The sequence below is a fragment of the Glycomyces harbinensis genome (assembly GCF_900101745.1).
GTDB lineage: Bacteria > Actinomycetota > Actinomycetes > Mycobacteriales > Micromonosporaceae > Glycomyces > Glycomyces harbinensis.
In genome coordinates this window covers 113350-127575 of the sequence record NZ_FNAD01000010.1, presented here as the reverse complement: position 1 = coordinate 127575, position 14226 = coordinate 113350, and the positions used below count along the sequence as shown (strand labels likewise).

10 protein-coding genes and 1 tRNA gene are annotated in these 14226 nt (G+C 69.9%); 2 read left to right on the top strand and 9 right to left on the bottom strand.

The window, feature by feature from the left end; translation table 11 throughout:
- Nucleotides 1–44: 44 nt before the first annotated feature.
- The 9 genes from BLQ63_RS17105 to BLQ63_RS17065 all read right to left on the bottom strand — a co-directional run bounded on the left by BLQ63_RS17105 (nt 45) and on the right by BLQ63_RS17065 (nt 10332).
- Nucleotides 45–1802: an ABC transporter substrate-binding protein gene (locus tag BLQ63_RS17105; protein ID WP_177154981.1), complete on the bottom strand. Its 1758-nt coding sequence runs from the start codon at nt 1800–1802 to the stop codon at nt 45–47.
- A 298-nt stretch (nt 1803–2100) separates the two neighbouring features.
- Nucleotides 2101–4140: a HelD family protein gene (locus tag BLQ63_RS17100; RefSeq protein WP_091037893.1), complete on the bottom strand. Its 2040-nt coding sequence runs from the start codon at nt 4138–4140 to the stop codon at nt 2101–2103.
- Between the two features lie 126 nt (nt 4141–4266).
- A complete protein-coding gene (locus BLQ63_RS17095; RefSeq protein WP_091037891.1) occupies nt 4267–4788 on the bottom strand; it encodes a histidine phosphatase family protein in 522 nt (173 codons plus the stop codon).
- 174 nt (nt 4789–4962) lie between these two features.
- Complete coding sequence (locus tag BLQ63_RS17090) at nt 4963–5253, bottom strand: GNAT family N-acetyltransferase (RefSeq protein WP_091037889.1); 291 nt, start codon at nt 5251–5253, stop codon at nt 4963–4965.
- A 28-nt stretch (nt 5254–5281) separates the two neighbouring features.
- The gene (locus BLQ63_RS17085; RefSeq protein ID WP_218125311.1) at nt 5282–6763 is read right to left on the bottom strand and encodes an MFS transporter; all 1482 of its coding nucleotides are present in this window, start codon (nt 6761–6763) and stop codon (nt 5282–5284) included.
- Nucleotides 6750–7400 carry an LppX_LprAFG lipoprotein gene (locus BLQ63_RS17080; RefSeq protein WP_091037887.1) on the bottom strand — a complete coding sequence of 217 codons (651 nt, stop codon included), beginning with the start codon at nt 7398–7400 and terminating at the stop codon, nt 6750–6752. The genes BLQ63_RS17085 and BLQ63_RS17080 overlap by 14 nt, the downstream gene beginning before the upstream one ends.
- 147 nt (nt 7401–7547) lie before the next feature.
- Nucleotides 7548–8498 carry a glycoside hydrolase family 11 protein gene (locus BLQ63_RS17075; RefSeq protein ID WP_342673945.1) on the bottom strand — a complete coding sequence of 317 codons (951 nt, stop codon included), beginning with the start codon at nt 8496–8498 and terminating at the stop codon, nt 7548–7550.
- Between the two features lie 330 nt (nt 8499–8828).
- Nucleotides 8829–10148, bottom strand: a complete 1320-nt coding sequence (locus BLQ63_RS17070) for a DUF2786 domain-containing protein (protein ID WP_218125310.1) — start codon at nt 10146–10148, stop codon at nt 8829–8831.
- A gap of 111 nt (nt 10149–10259) precedes the next feature.
- A tRNA-Arg gene (locus BLQ63_RS17065) sits at nt 10260–10332 on the bottom strand.
- A gap of 359 nt (nt 10333–10691) precedes the next feature.
- On the opposite strand from BLQ63_RS17065, the gene BLQ63_RS17060 reads away from it, so the two are divergent.
- Together BLQ63_RS17060 and BLQ63_RS17055 are read left to right on the top strand one after the other, a co-directional pair.
- Nucleotides 10692–13061, top strand: a complete 2370-nt coding sequence (locus BLQ63_RS17060; protein WP_091037881.1) for a ribonucleoside-diphosphate reductase subunit alpha — start codon at nt 10692–10694, stop codon at nt 13059–13061.
- A 117-nt stretch (nt 13062–13178) separates the two neighbouring features.
- A complete protein-coding gene (locus BLQ63_RS17055; RefSeq protein WP_091037878.1) occupies nt 13179–14174 on the top strand; it encodes a ribonucleotide-diphosphate reductase subunit beta in 996 nt (331 codons plus the stop codon).
- Nucleotides 14175–14226 lie beyond the last annotated feature (52 nt).

Genomic DNA, 14226 nt, shown 5'->3' with positions numbered 1-14226 from the left:
GTGCGGTTCTCGGTGGTCGTCCGGCGGGAGGACCCCCGGCTCCCTCAGTCGGCCCGCAGGCCCCATTCGGCGATGTTGTACAGGGCCCGCTGCTGGGAGGCCCAGTTGTCGCGGACGTTGACGAGGTCCTCGCTGACCATGATGGCCACGGGCGTGTCCACGGTGGGCAGGACGTAGGCGTCGGCGATGACGCGGGCGACGGCCTCGTTGGCGATGTCGGCGGCCTTGTCGGGGTCGCGTTCGGAGCCGAGGGAGGCGAGCAGGGCGTCGAGTTCGGGGTCCTCGTTCTGGCCGAAGTTGGTGGACGAGTCCGAGCCCCACCACTGGTTGGCGCTGGAGACGATCACCGGCTGGGAGGTCCAGCCGTAGTTGATGATGTCGAAGTCGGAGGCGGCGAGCGTGGGCCCGAGTTCGGTGACGGGGAACGGCTTGAGTTCGACGTCGATGCCGATGTCGGCGAGGTTGAACGCGATGAGGTCGGCCATGGTCTGGCGGTCGTCGCTGCCCTCGGCGTAGCGGTAGTTGAGCGTGACCTTCTCGCCCTCGGGGTCGAGGAGCATCCCTTCGCCGTCCCAGCTGTAGTCGGCCTCTTCGAGGGTGCTCATGGCCAGTCCGGTGTCGCCGGCGCCCTGGCCGGTGGCGGTGAGGTGGTCTTCGAAGTCGGGGTCGTCGTTGCGGAAGAGGTGGTTGAGTTTGCGCGAGGCGTCGGACTGGACGTTGGCGTAGGTGCGCGCGATGAGCTCTTCGACGTCGATGGACTGGAAGACGGCGGTGCGCAGGGCGCGGTCGGAGAGGAATTCGTTCTTGGTGTTGAGGTCGATGTGGCCCCAGCCGGGTCCGGGTGCGATGTTGAAGGCGATCTCCTGCTCGGCGGCGAGCTGGGCGACGTTCTCGGCGCTGATGCTGGTGGGGTTGGCGCCGTCGATGGTGCCCTGGCGCAGTTCGGTGATGATCGAGTCGACCGAGTCGAAGGAGCGGAGGGTGACCTTGTCGAGGGTGACCTCGGTGGTGCCGGTCCAGTCGCCGTTGGGTTCGTAGACGGCGTAGTCGCCGGTCTCGGCGTCGGTGACCTCGAAGGGTCCGGCGGACCAGGTGGGGACGGTCTTGGAGAAGTGGGCTTCGGCCTCGCCCATGGCGGCGGGGTCGTCCTTCCAGTCGTAGCCGGCCGCTTCGGCGATGTGGGCCGGGTTGGAGAGGATCGGCTCGTACTTCCATTCGGAGGAGGAGTAGTCGTCGTCGTAGGTGACGATGATCTTGTCGGCGGCGGAGCCCTCTTCGATGGAGGCGATCTGGGCGGCGGTGGCGGCCGCGGGGGTGCAGGCCTGGCAGAGCGCTTCGCTGCCGGAGCGGGCGTACCAGTTGTAGATGAAGTCGTCGACGCCGATGGCGGTGCCGTCGCCCCAGTTGGCGCCGGGTTCGAGGGCGTATTCGACCTGCATGGGGTTCTCGTTGACGAGTCGGGGCTCTTCGGCGAAGAGGCCCCGGTTGAGGGCGAACTCGCCGTTCTGGTCGAAGTGGCCGACGGTGGGCCAGTAGGGGGCGGTGATCTGGAGGGTGTACGAGGTGTACTCGGCACTCGTGTTGGGGTTCCATCCGGTCCAGGACCCGTCGAGGCCCCAGGTGATCTCGCCGCCGTCGGCACGTTCGCCGGAGTTGCACGTGACCGGGTCGGCCTGGCACCCCTGGAAGCCGGGGTTCGCCGACTCGTCGCCCGTTCCGCAGGCGGTGGTCCCGCCGGCGACCATGACCAGGGCCGCGCCCACGCCGATTGCGGCGGCCGCCGGTCGCTTACCTTGCAACATCGTTCTCCTCATGTTTCGCGCTGCGCTGTGCGAAATGATTCGCGTGGCTCTGAGCGAATATGAGCAGGGGATGCCACTGCGACCGATGTGTCCCTTTGACCGTCCACAGGGGTGTCGTGCGGCTTATGAGGAGGGCGTACTCGCTGGTAACAGGCGGTTTATAAGCTTTTCGTAAAGGAACCGTACGAATTTGGGCGTTCGCCGACAATCTCGGCGTTCACATCGGTGTTCGATATTCGTGACCGAATCGGTATGCAAGCGGAGGCGGGGGCCACAGCGCGCCCGGCGGCCCGCGGGTTCAGGCCGCCATCTCGGGCGGGAGCGGCCGGGCGTGGACGACGGTGAGGCGCGAGACGGCGCGGGTGAGCGCGACGTACAGGTGGCGCAGGCCGACCCGGTCGGAGGAGGAGGGGCCTGCGGACGCGGGGGCCTCGACGATCTCGGCGGGTTCGACGACCACCACGTGGTCGAACTCGAGGCCCTTGGCGAGGCTCGCGGCGACCACTTCGACGCGGTCGGTCCCCGCGAGCAGGGTGCGCAGGGCCTCGGCCCGCTCGTCGGCGGCGATGACGCCGACGAGGCCTTCCTCGGCGAGGGCCTTGCCGACCGCTTCCCTGGCGGCCGCGGGGAGGTCGGGGTCCTCGACCCGGTCGAGCGAGCCGTCGGAGCGGATCGAGCGGGCGGGGGCGACGTCGACGCCGAGGTGGGGCAGGACCCGGTTGGCGAGTTCGATGATGACCGCGGGGACGCGGAAGCCGGTGGTCAGCTCGGTGTGCTCGACCCGGTCCTTGCCGAGGTGGCGCATCTGGTCGGTCCAGGAGGAGGCGGCCCAGGGGGTGGTGCCCTGGGCGAGGTCGCCGAGGACGGTCACCGAGCCCTTGCCGGAGCGGCGGGCGATGACGCGGCACTGCATCGGGGAGAGGTCCTGCGCTTCGTCGATGACGATGTGGCCGAAGGACTCCGAGGGTTCACGGAGTTTGAGGTACGACTCGATCTCGTCGGTGATGAGGAGGTCCGCCGCGGTCGGCTTGGCGGGCTTCCCGCTCAGGAGCGCGGCCTCGTCCTCGGTGAGGATGCCGCGGGTGGCGTCGGCGCGGAAGTCGGCGTCGCCGTAGAGCTTCTTCATCACGGTCTTGGTGTTGAGCTTGGGCCACACCGCGTCGAGGAACGCCTGGACGGCGGGGACGCGCTTGATCCTGGTGGCCCACTTCGAGTCGGGCGAGTGGCCGGAGCGGATCTCGGCCTGGCGGCGCGCGCCTTGGACGATGGCGTCCTCCACGGCCTTGCGCCCGGCCGTGTAGGTGCGGGTGTGCTTGCGGGCGTTGGCGACCGCCGTCTCGAGATAGTTGAGGCCGAGGCGCCAGCGCCAGCCGCCGTCGGCGATGAGGAGGCCTTCGTCGGGGGTGATGCCTGCTGCGGCGACGGTGCCGACGTGGCCCCAGACGGCCCGTTCGCACACGAGGGCCATGCGGGCGTCGTGCTTGACGAGGGCCGCTTCGCGGGAGTCGACGGCGGTGGCGGTGTGGGCGCCGGTGAGCTGGTGGACGGTGACCTGCCAGACGGAGGACTCGCCGAGGGTGGGGAGGACGCCCGAGATGTAGGAGAGGAAGCCCTCGTTGGGGCCGACGACGAGGACGCCGGCCTTGTCGAGCTTCTCGGTGTAGTTGTAGAGGAGCCAGGCGGCGCGGTGGAGGCCGACGGCGGTCTTGCCGGTGCCGGGGGCGCCCTGGACGCACAGGTTCGTTGCGGCCTCGCGGCGGATGAGCTCGTCCTGCTCGGGCTGGATGGTCGCGGCGATGTCGCGCATCGGGCCGGTGCGGGGGCGCTCGATCTCCTCGGTGAGGATGTCGGAGGCGAACGCCTCTCCGAGCAGCAGGTTCTCGTCCTCGAAGCCGGTGATGCGGGCGCCCTGGAAGCCGAAGCGGCGGCGTCGGGCGACGTCCTTGCGGTCGTGGGCCGAGGCGCGGTAGAAGCTCTCGGAGAGCGGTGCGCGCCAGTCGAGGACGAGCGGGTCGCCGTGCTCGTCGCGGATGTGGCGGCGGCCGATGTGGAAGTCCTCGCCGTCGTCCATCCAGATGCGGCCGAAGAACAGGGCGATGTCGCGGTCGGTCAGGTCGGCCATGCGCGGGACGGTGTAGTTGGCCATGGCCCAGCCGAAGAGCTTGTCGGGCCCCACGTCGCCGTAGGCGCGGCTCTTGCCGCCTTCGTCGACCTCGCCGGCGTAGGCCGCGTGGATCTCGGTGGTGGCCGCGCGCATGGCGGCCGTGTAGCGGCGGGCGCGCTCGTGGTTGTCGAGTTCGGCCTGGAGTTCGGCTTCGGCGGTGCTGTCAGAAGGCACGGTGCTCCCCCGGTGGATCGGTACAGGATTGCGCAGACGAACGGTCGAGCTTACGCGCACCTGACCTGCGGGGGCAATCGAATAACCGCGGGGCCTGCGGCTTCACCCGCGCGGCCGCCGGGCGGGTCACCGCACGGCGAGCGGCTTGACGTCCACGAGGAGGCCGTCGTCGCGGTGGAGGACCCATCCGGCGCCGGCCGGGAGGACCCCGGTGTCGTCGCCGAGCGGGATGGGCTGCTCGTAGCGGGAGAGGTCGTGGCCGTCGCGGGCGGCGACGGCGACCAGGAGGGCGGCGAGCACGGCGCTCTCGGCGCAGACGATGGTGGTGCGGCGCGCGTCGGGGAGGGTGCGCAGGGCGCGGGCGGCGGTCCAGACGGCCGTGTGGGCGGCGCTGGGGAGTTTCGGGGCGGCGGGGGCGAGGTCGTCGGTGACGGTGATGCGCAGGTCGAGGCGCCCGGCGAGCGGTGCGAGGGTGTCGGTGCAGCCGGTGCCGGGGCCGGCCAGGAGTTCGGTGGGGTTGTACAGCTGGAGGAAGTCGGCCAGGGCCCGCGCGCGGCGGAACTGCGCCTCGGAGAGGCGTGCCTCGGCCGGGCCCGCGGAGGGCATGGTTTCGGCGACGTGCCGCAGGAGGATGAGCGCGGACAGCATCAGCGCCCCCCGTTCGCAAAGGGACGGTGACAGGGCCGGGTTCGGGCAGCCGGGAGACGCATATTGAAGATGCTTCATCCACAGGTGAACGACAAGTGAACCCGCAGTTTGCGCGGAGGTGAACAGTCCGCAGCAGACGTGACCGGCGGCTCCGGGACGCGCGGAAGCGGGGGCCTAGGGCTGGTAGCGGAGGTCCTCGTACTCTTCGTGGCGCTGGATCCAGCGGTCCACGAACGGGCAGGTCGGGTAGGCCTTGGCGCCCTTGGCGCGCAGGTCGTCCAGGGCGTGGCGCACCAGGCGGTCGCCCCAGCCCTTCCCGCGCAGGGACCGGTCGACCTCGGTGTGGGGCAGGACGGTGAAGTCCTCGCGGGTCAGGTACTCCAGGTAGCCGAGCACGGTCCCGGCCGCGTCGCGCAGCTCGTACCGGTGCTCTTCGACATTCTCGACCACAGAAAGATCCGCCATGGCGCAACCTTATCCACTCGCGGGCGCCTCAAGCGAGGTTCTGAGTGCGCTCTCGCACACGTCCGGGCAGGGCCGCCGAGACGAGAGCGGCGGCGAGGCAGATGAACGCGGCGGCGGTGAACACGTCGGCGTACTGCGCGGCGAGCGCGGCGCTCAGCGCCTCCTGGTAGATCTCCATCCGCTCGGCGAACACGGTCTCGGAGACGCCGAACGGAAGCGGCGTGTCGAGGTCGGCGGTCGACTCCTGGAAGCGGTGGAGGCTCCAGGAGGTGAGGGCCGCGACGCCGACGAGCATCCCCATCATGCGGGCGACGACCACCGCGGCCGACGCGGTGCCATGGCTCCCTTCGGGAGTGGCGCGCAGCGCGGCCGAGGACAGCGGCGCGATCGTGGCGCCGAGCGCGGCCCCGGCCAGCGCGAGGCCGCCGGGGGTGATGTCGGGCAGGGACCGGGCGACCCACACGTAGGCGGCGGCCGCGGCCGCGAAGCCGACGACGGCCGGGACGCGCTCGCCCGTGCGCGAGGCGATCGCCCCGCCCGCGAGGGCCCCTGCGGGGAGGCCGACCAGGAACCACATCAGCAGCAGCGCGCCGCCGGCCGAGTCGCGGCCCAGGAGGGTCTGGGCGAGCAGCTGCACGTCGACGAGGGTGACCATGAGGACGGCCCCTGCGGCGAGGCTCGCGGCGAGCCCGGCCGCGAAGGGCCGCCACCGGACTCCGGTCGGGTCGAGCAGGTGCACGCGGGAGCGGCGCTGCTGGAGGGCGAAGACGACGAGCGCGGCGACGCCCGCGCCGATCGCGACCGGCCCCCACGAGGGCAGGACCGCGCGTTCGGGGTCGGGGTTGTAGAGCCCGACGGTGAACAGCCCCAAGGCGAGTGCCAGGAGGAGGCCGCCGATCACGTCGACGCGTCCGGCGTCGCGCCCGGCCTTCGCCGAAGGCAGCGCGTAGTGGACGGCGAGCGCCGCCAGGAGCGCCAGCGGCAGGTTGATCCAGAAGATGCCCCGCCAGCCGACCAGGGCCGCGACGCCCGCGCCGAACAGGGGGCCGAGGACCGCGCCGAGCTCCTGGGCCGCGCCGACCCAGCCGAGCACGACCGGGCGGCGGGCGGAGGAGAACAGGTCGGACGCGAGCGCCATCGTCACCGGCAGGAGCGCGCCGCCCGCGAGGCCCTGGAGTGCGCGTCCGGCCACGAGCGGGGCCAGTTCGGTCGCGGTGGCGCTGACGATCGAGCCGATCGCGAAGGCCGCCAGGCAGATCTGGATGACCGGTTTGCGCCCGAAGCGGTCCGAGAGGCGCCCCAGCAGCGGCATGCCCGCGGTGTAGCCGAGGAGGTAGCCGGTGACCAGGGGCGTCGCGCGTTCCAGGTGGTTGGCGGGGATCTCCAGGTCGCCGATCATGTCGACCAGGACCGACACGAGCACGTACGCGTCGATCGATCCGAGCAGGACGGCGGCGCCCGCCGCGCCGATCGCGAGCCGACGCTTCGCGATGGGTTCAGGGGGCTTCAATCGTCACCGGGTCGTCGTAGTCGGACAGCAGCAGGGTGATCACGGCGTCCCCTTGGGCGAACTCGGCCTTGACCACGCGCGCGGTCTCCTGGTCGAACCACACGGTCGCCTCGTTCCAGTCGCCTTCGGCCGGAATGAAATCGGCGAACACCTGCGGGTCGAACACGACCTCGTACCGGTAGGCGTCGAAGCCGGAGACCTCCTCGGAGTCCTGCGGTTCGGCGGAGTCGACCGCTTCGAGCAGGGCCGCGATCCCGCGGTCGGGCGCGAGCAGGATCGTCGGGTCGTACGGCAGCATCTCGTCGCCGACGGGGATCTGCTGGAAGCCGCCGGTGAGGCCCTTGACCCAGGCGTCCTCGCCGATGATCACGTACTCGACCTCGAGGTCCATGCCCATGGCGGTGATCGTGCCGGTGCCCTCGGCGGAGCCGTCGGCCGTGACGACCCCGTCGGCGGACTTGACCGACAGGCCGTCGACCTTCCCCTCGACCGCGAGCTCGAAGCGGACCGACTCGACCTCGGCCATGGCTTCGGCCGCGTCGGGGATGACGTCCTCGGCGGGCGGGGTCTCCTCGCCGGAGCAGGCTCCGGCGGCGACGAGGACGAGTGCACTGAGCACGAGGGATGGCGATCGCATGGTGCGATCCTATGCCCGGCCCGCGAACGGCCGGGAGACCGAGGACGGCGAGGACCGGTCGCGTCGCGACCGGTCCGTTGCCGTTGGCGCCGAGTTCATCCCGGCGCCACCTCGTGGTGGTTGCGGGTCTCCCGTCCGCGGTCCCCGCTAACCGCAGGAGACCGTGGGCCAGTTCCAGTTGCCGTTGGCCTGGATCGTGACGCCGAAGTTGTTGCCGCTGCCGTTGGAGGTGGCGACCAGCTGCTGCGCCGACGGGTAGGAGGCGCTGCAGTTCCACGTCGCGATGACCTTCGCGGGCGAGGGGATGTTCAGCGTCGTCCTCCAGTCGCTCGAACCCGAGACGGCCACGTTGAGGTTGTACCGGTCGCCCCACCGCTGGCCGGCCGACAGGACGGCCGTGCAGGGGCCGCCCGGGTCGGGATCGGGGTCCGGGTTCCCGCCGCCGGTGCTGTCGACGGTGATGTTGGAGTTGCCGCTGGACTGGTAGCCCTCGGTCGCCATGACCATGTAGTAGTTGAAGCTGCCCAGGTTCATCCCCGCCCGGGCCCACGCGTCGAAGTGGGCGCCGGTGTCGATGGTGCCGGAGCTGCGGTTGCCCTGGCGGACGCTCCAGTACTGCGCGAAGGTCCTGGTGCCCTCCACCGACGGCTTGTCGTAGCGCATGGAGTGCAGGAGGGTGTAGTTGCCGCCGTTGATGTTGGCCGTGCCGCGGTTGGTGGCGCCGCTGCTGGGGTTGTACGGACCGTGGGACTCGACGATGTAGTACTCCACCAGCGGGTTGGCGGTCCACCCGTACATGGCCAGGTAGCCGTTGCTGCCGTGGTTGACCGAGCCGCTGTAGTTCACGGTCCGGCGGCTGCCGTTGCGCCAGCCCTTGCCGCCGACCCAGTTGTTGGCGCCGTTCCAGGTGCTGCTGTAGTTCCCGCCCGCGCCGAGGGTCATCGAGGCCCGGCCCTGGGTGTCGGTCCAGAAGGAGTAGTAGTACCCGTTGTGGGTGCCCTCCTGGTTGGTGTTGATGACCTGCTGGGCGCTGGCGGTGCCGGGCGTCAGCAGCCCCGCGCCGCTGAAGATCAGCGCGGCGCCGCCGCCGAGCAGCATGCTCCGGCGACTGAACGGTCCGATGGACGCGTTGTCCTTGGACATCCTTCCTCCTTCTGAGGGGGGTGAGGAACGGTCCGCACGATGGCGGACCGCATCGAAAGATGTCTATTTCTTTCGATGTGAACATCCTGGACCGGGAGTGTCAATGGTGTCAATGAGTTCCGGAAAATTATCGGAACTTTTTTGCTCCACATCGGTGCGACATTTTGGACAAATCCACTGCTGACAGCTTTGCTGAGACGAGATCCCGCGAAATCCATCAGCATCGATCGTCTGTCGCGACCGGGAAGCGCTGTCTTTGTTCCGGAAGTTCCGGAAACTATCAGCTCAGTCCCGAGTGATCGGATCGCCCGTCGTCAGGCGGGCGGCGTCGGCGGCGGCCCTCCCCGCGACGTGGCCCTCGTAGTTGGTGACCCGGATGGCGCGCCCGCGGACCAGGTTGGGGAACAGCGCGTCGGTCTTGGCGTCCACGCGGTCGTCGCGCTCGCGCATCACCGGCACCAGGTCGGTGCCGGTCTCCTCGGCGACCTCGCGCTCGGTGTCGGCCGCGGACTCGTGCAGCCGCTCCCCGATCCGCCACGCGAACGAGGCCAGGAACGACTGCCGGAACGAGCGCGTCGCCGACTTCCCCGACCGGTCGACCAGCGAGCCCGCGCGGGTCATGGCCGAGGTGGCCTGCACCAGCAGCGAGCTGTAGAGCAGCTCGACCGACCGCAGGTCGCCCCGGTCGCCGACCAGCGTGGTGAAGCCCCCGGCCGCCCAGTACACGGGCCGGCAGTGGTTCGCGTGGGCGATCTGCGCCAGCAGCTCCGACTTGGGCTGCTCGTAGGGCCGCTCGATGATGATGCGCAGCGTCTCCGGCTCGCGGTGGCCCTGGCCCGCCTCGTCGAGCAGGGCCTCGTTGATGCTGTGGCGCGCGATGAGCTGCTGCGCCTTGGCGGTGAACGCCTCGGCCTCGGCGTCCGAGTCGGTCGACTCGGCCTTCGCCAGCAGCGCCCGGATCCGCTCGTAGGTCCTGGAGGACTCGGCCACGCCGAGGCGGTGCGCGATCATGGGACTGCCCGGAAGCGGCTCCACGCGGGGGATCTCGGGGACGGAGTCGATCAGGTCGAGCGCTTCGAGCACCGCGGCCCACAGCTCGATCCGCTCCCAGCGGCCCAGGCCCTTGCACGCCTCCGCGACGCCCTTGGACGCAACCTGCTCGGCGAGTTCCTCGCGCTGGACGATCCAGCGGTCGCTCAGCTGCGACTCGGGGTAGCGCGACAGCTGGCCGAGCATCATGACCGCCCCGGCCCGGGCGACCTCGGCGTTGAGCTTCTTCCGTATGGCGCTCAAGACCTCCCGCGGCATCCAGCCCCGCCGCCAGGAGTGCTCGATGAGGTCGTCGCCGAGCTCCTCGAAGACGCCCGCCAGCACGGCGGGCCAGTCGGGGTCGCTCGACTCGCCTTCGAGGTTCGACGCGGCGTCCACCCAGTCGAGCCGGTCGGCGGGCGAGGCGTTGAGGACACCGAGCACCGCATAACGGGCGCGGCCGACGGGAGGCAGGGCCTCGCCGTCGAGGTCGGCAGGGGTGAACGCGCCCGACGCGGCACCGCGACGGGCGTTCGACTTGCGGTTGTTCTTCCCCACCGGTTCGCTCCAGATCACTGGGAGGCAAAAAATATGCGCGAGTCGCATCGACTCGCGCAGGGTCGCGTTCTCGGCTGCATCGCCGTGCTGAACGAGGCTCTCGGATCGCTGAGATCCTGGTAGTTACGGTGCCCCCGGCAGGATTCGAACCTGCGACACCTGGTCCCGGAAACCAGTGCTCTATCCACTGAGCTACGGAGGCATGCCTGACTGAACAGGCCGCCACGATGCTATCAGCCGCCGACCCGGTTCCCGCAGGCGGTTTCCCCGGCGAGGATCACACCGCCGCGGCCGCGGCGGTTTCGCGGGAGAAGTGTCGGATCCGCGGCATAGGCTGACCCCGCGGAAACCCTCGAGCCTAGCGGACACGCTGGGGGTTCAGTGACCGAAACCCTCGAAAAACTCAACATCTTGGGGCGACCCCAGGAGCGAACCACTACATGTATGATTCTGCTCTGTCAGGTCGGTGCCGTCGACCCCGCGTGGGGTCGACGGCGCCGCCGCGCCGCAGGAGTGCGATCCGCAGCGGATCGCACGAGCACAGCACGAGGGGACGCAGAGATGACCGGGCTCGCCACCACGCCATCCGCCACCACCACCGCACCGCAGCAGCGGGAGCCCGAACAGGGCCCCGCCGCCCGGATCGCCGAGCGCCTCCGCGTCCACGCGGCCGGACTGCCCGACGTGGACGCCGAGAAGGTCATCGCGCAGATCGAGGCGGGCCTGTGGCCCGGCGCGACCGAGGCGGGCCTGCGCGAGCGGGCCATCGAGATCACCTCGTCGACCGTCGCCTCCGAGCCGACCTACTCCAAGCTCGCCGCCCGGCTCCTCGCCGAGCACATCGCCGACGAGACCGCGGGCGAGGGCGTCACCAGCTTCACGTCCTCGATCGGCGCGAGCGACGCCAACGGGCTGCTCTCGACCGACCTGGTCGCGTTCGTGCGGGCCAACGGCCCCGCGCTCGACGCCGTCATCGACGAGGCCGCCGACGACCGCTTCGAGTACTTCGGACTGCGCACCGTCTACGACCGCTACCTGCTGCGCCACCCCGAGAACCGGTCCGTGCTGGAACGGCCCCAGCACTTCATGCTGCGCGTCGCCTGCGGCCTGAGCCAGTCCGTGGAGGAGGCCGCCGAACTGTACCGGCTCATGTCGGCCCTCGCCTACCTGCCGTCCTCGCCGACCCTGTTCAACTCCGGGACCCGCCGCCCGCAGCTGTCCTCGTGCTTCCTGCTCGACTCCCCCAAGGACGAGCTCGACTCGATCTACGAGCGCTACAGCCAGGTCGCGCGACTCTCCAAGTACGCCGGCGGCATCGGCATCGCGTGGTCGCGGGTGCGGTCGCGCGGTTCACTCATCCGCGGCACCAACGGGCACTCCAACGGGATCGTGCCGTGGCTGCGGACCCTCGACTCGTCCGTCGCGGCGGTGAACCAGGGCGGGCGACGCAAGGGCGCCGCCTGCGTCTACCTCGCGTCCTGGCACGCCGACGTCGAGGAGTTCCTGGAGCTGCGCGACAACACCGGCGACACCGAGCGCCGCACCCACAACCTGAACCTCGCCAACTGGATCCCCGACGAGTTCATGCGCCGGGTCGAGTCCGACTCGCAGTGGTCCCTGTTCGACCCCAAGGAGACCCCCGAGCTGGTCGACCTGTGGGGCGACGACTTCGACCAGGCCTACCGGGCCGCCGAAGCCGCCGGGAAGGCCCGCAAGACCGTGGCCGCCCGCGAACTCTACGGGCGCATGATGCGGACCCTGGCCCAGACCGGCAACGGCTGGATCACCTTCTCCGACACCGCGAACCGGACCTCGAACCAGACCGCCCGCAAAGAGAACGTCATCCACCTCTCGAACCTGTGCACCGAGATCCTGGAGGTCACCAACGACTCCGAGACCGCCGTGTGCAACCTCGGATCGGTGAACCTCGCCGAGCACTGCTCCACCGAGGGCTTCGACTTCGAGCGGCTGGAGCAGACGGTGCGCAGCGCCGTCAAGTTCCTCGACCGCACCATCGACCTCGGCTTCTACCCGACCGCCGAGGCCGAGAAGGCCAACCGCAAGTGGCGCCCGATCGGCCTGGGCTGCATGGGCCTCGCCGACGTGTTCTTCAAGCTGAAGCTCACCTTCGACTCCGAGGAGGCGCTCGCGCTCTCGACCGCGATCAGCGAGCGCATCGCCCTCGTCGCGTACGAGACCTCCGCGAGGCTCGCCGCCGAGCTCGGGGCCCACCCGAACTTCGCCGACACCCGCGCCGCCGACGGCGTGCTCCACGCCGACCACTACCCGAACGCGCGCGTCACGCTGAACGAGCGCTGGGACGCCGTCCGCGGCGAGATCGCCGAGCACGGCCTGCGCAACTCGCTCATGATCGCGATCGCGCCGACCGCGACCATCGCCTCGATCGCCGGCTGCGCCGAGTGCATCGAGCCGGTCGTGTCGAACGTCTTCAAGCGCGAGACCCTGTCGGGCGAGTTCCTCCAGGTCAACCGCCACCTGATCGCCGAGCTCAAGGAGCGCGGCATCTGGAACGAGCGCGTGCGCCAGGCCATCGTGGTCGCCGAGGGCTCCGTCCAGGGCATCGACGTGATCCCGGCCGACCTCCAGGAGCGCTACCGCACCGCCTGGGAGCTGCCGCAGCGCGCCCTGATCGACCTGGCCGCCGCCCGCACGCCGTTCATCGACCAGGCCCAGTCGCTCAACCTGTTCCAGGCCAGCCCGACCATCGGCAAGCTCTCGTCGATGTACCGCTACGCGTGGCAGCAGGGCCTCAAGACCACGTACTACCTGCGCAGCCGCCCGGCCACGCGCATCAACCAGACCACCGTGAGCGCCGAGCCGGCCGAGCAGAAGCCCACCGAGCTCGAGGTCGTCCCGGCCGACATCGCGTGCTCCCTGGAGAACCCGGAGAGCTGCGAGGCCTGCCAGTAGGACCCGCCGAGCGGCGGGACCGCAAGGCCCCGCCGCTCCGAACCCCTTGCCCCGCAACGGCGCCGCCTCTCACTCGACGCGCCGCGCCAACCGACAAGAAACCGAGAGAGGACGCCCATGCTGCTCGACCCAGGTATGGACCTGACACTGCGACCGATGAAGTACCCGGACTTCTACGAGCAGTACAAGGACGCCATCAAGAACACTTGGCACGTCGAAGAGGTCGACCTCGCCTCCGACCTGACCGACCTGGCCGCCTTCACGCCCCAGGAGCAGCACCTCATCCACCGCCTCGTGGCGTTCTTCGCCACCGGCGACACGATCGTGGCGAACAACCTGGTGCTCAACCTGTACCAGCACGTCAACTCCCCCGAGGGCCGCCTGTACCTGTCGCGCCAGCTGTTCGAGGAGGCCGTGCACGTCCAGTTCTACCTGACGCTGCTCGACACCTACCTGCCCGACCCGGAGGAGCGCACGAAGGCGTTCGACGCGGTCAACAACATCCCCTCGATCAAGCGCAAGGCCGACTTCTGCTTCAAGTGGATCGACTCGGTCTTCGACATGCAGGAGCTGAAGACCGGCGAGGACCGCCGGACGTTCCTGCTCAACCTCATCTGCTTCGCCGCGTGCATCGAGGGCCTGTTCTTCTACGGCGCCTTCGCCTACGTGTACTGGCTGCGCAGCCGCGGCCTGCTCGACGGCCTCGCCACCGGCACCAACTGGGTCTTCCGCGACGAGTCCTGCCACATGAACTTCGCGTTCAGCGTGGTCGACATCGTGCGCCAGGAGGAGCCCGAGCTGTTCGACGACCGGATGCGGCAGCAGGTCACCGACATGCTGGAGGAGGCCGTGGAGGCCGAACTCCAGTTCGCCGAGGACCTCATCGGCGACGGCATGCCCGGCATGACCGTCAAGGACATGAAGTCGTACCTGGAGTACGCCGCCGACCAGCGCCTCGCGCGCCTCGGCATGCCGAAGAAATGGGGCTCGGAGAACCCGTTCCCGTTCATGGCGCTCCAGGACGTGCAGGAGCTGACGAACTTCTTCGAACGCAGGCCGACCGCCTACCAAGTGGCCGTGGAAGGCAAGGTCGACCTCGACGAGGAGTTCTGATCGGAAGCCGTACCCCTTCTCCCGGTACGGCGACGACGAAGCGCCCCGGCAC

Bases quoted from the DNA above. Each gene is read 5' to 3' on its own strand.
- BLQ63_RS17105 (WP_177154981.1), bottom strand. From the start codon at position 1,802: ATGTTGCAAGGTAAGCGACCGGCGGCCGCCGCAATCGGCGTGGGCGCG.
- BLQ63_RS17095 (WP_091037891.1), bottom strand. From the start codon at position 4,788: ATGCTGTCCGCGCTCATCCTCCTGCGGCACGTCGCCGAAACCATGCCC.
- BLQ63_RS17090 (WP_091037889.1), bottom strand. From the start codon at position 5,253: ATGGCGGATCTTTCTGTGGTCGAGAATGTCGAAGAGCACCGGTACGAG.
- BLQ63_RS17080 (WP_091037887.1), bottom strand. From the start codon at position 7,400: ATGCGATCGCCATCCCTCGTGCTCAGTGCACTCGTCCTCGTCGCCGCC.
- BLQ63_RS17075 (WP_342673945.1), bottom strand. From the start codon at position 8,498: ATGCTGCTCGGCGGCGGCGCCGCGCTGATCTTCAGCGGCGCGGGGCTG.
- BLQ63_RS17060 (WP_091037881.1), top strand. From the start codon at position 10,692: ATGACCGGGCTCGCCACCACGCCATCCGCCACCACCACCGCACCGCAG.
- BLQ63_RS17055 (WP_091037878.1), top strand. From the start codon at position 13,179: ATGCTGCTCGACCCAGGTATGGACCTGACACTGCGACCGATGAAGTAC.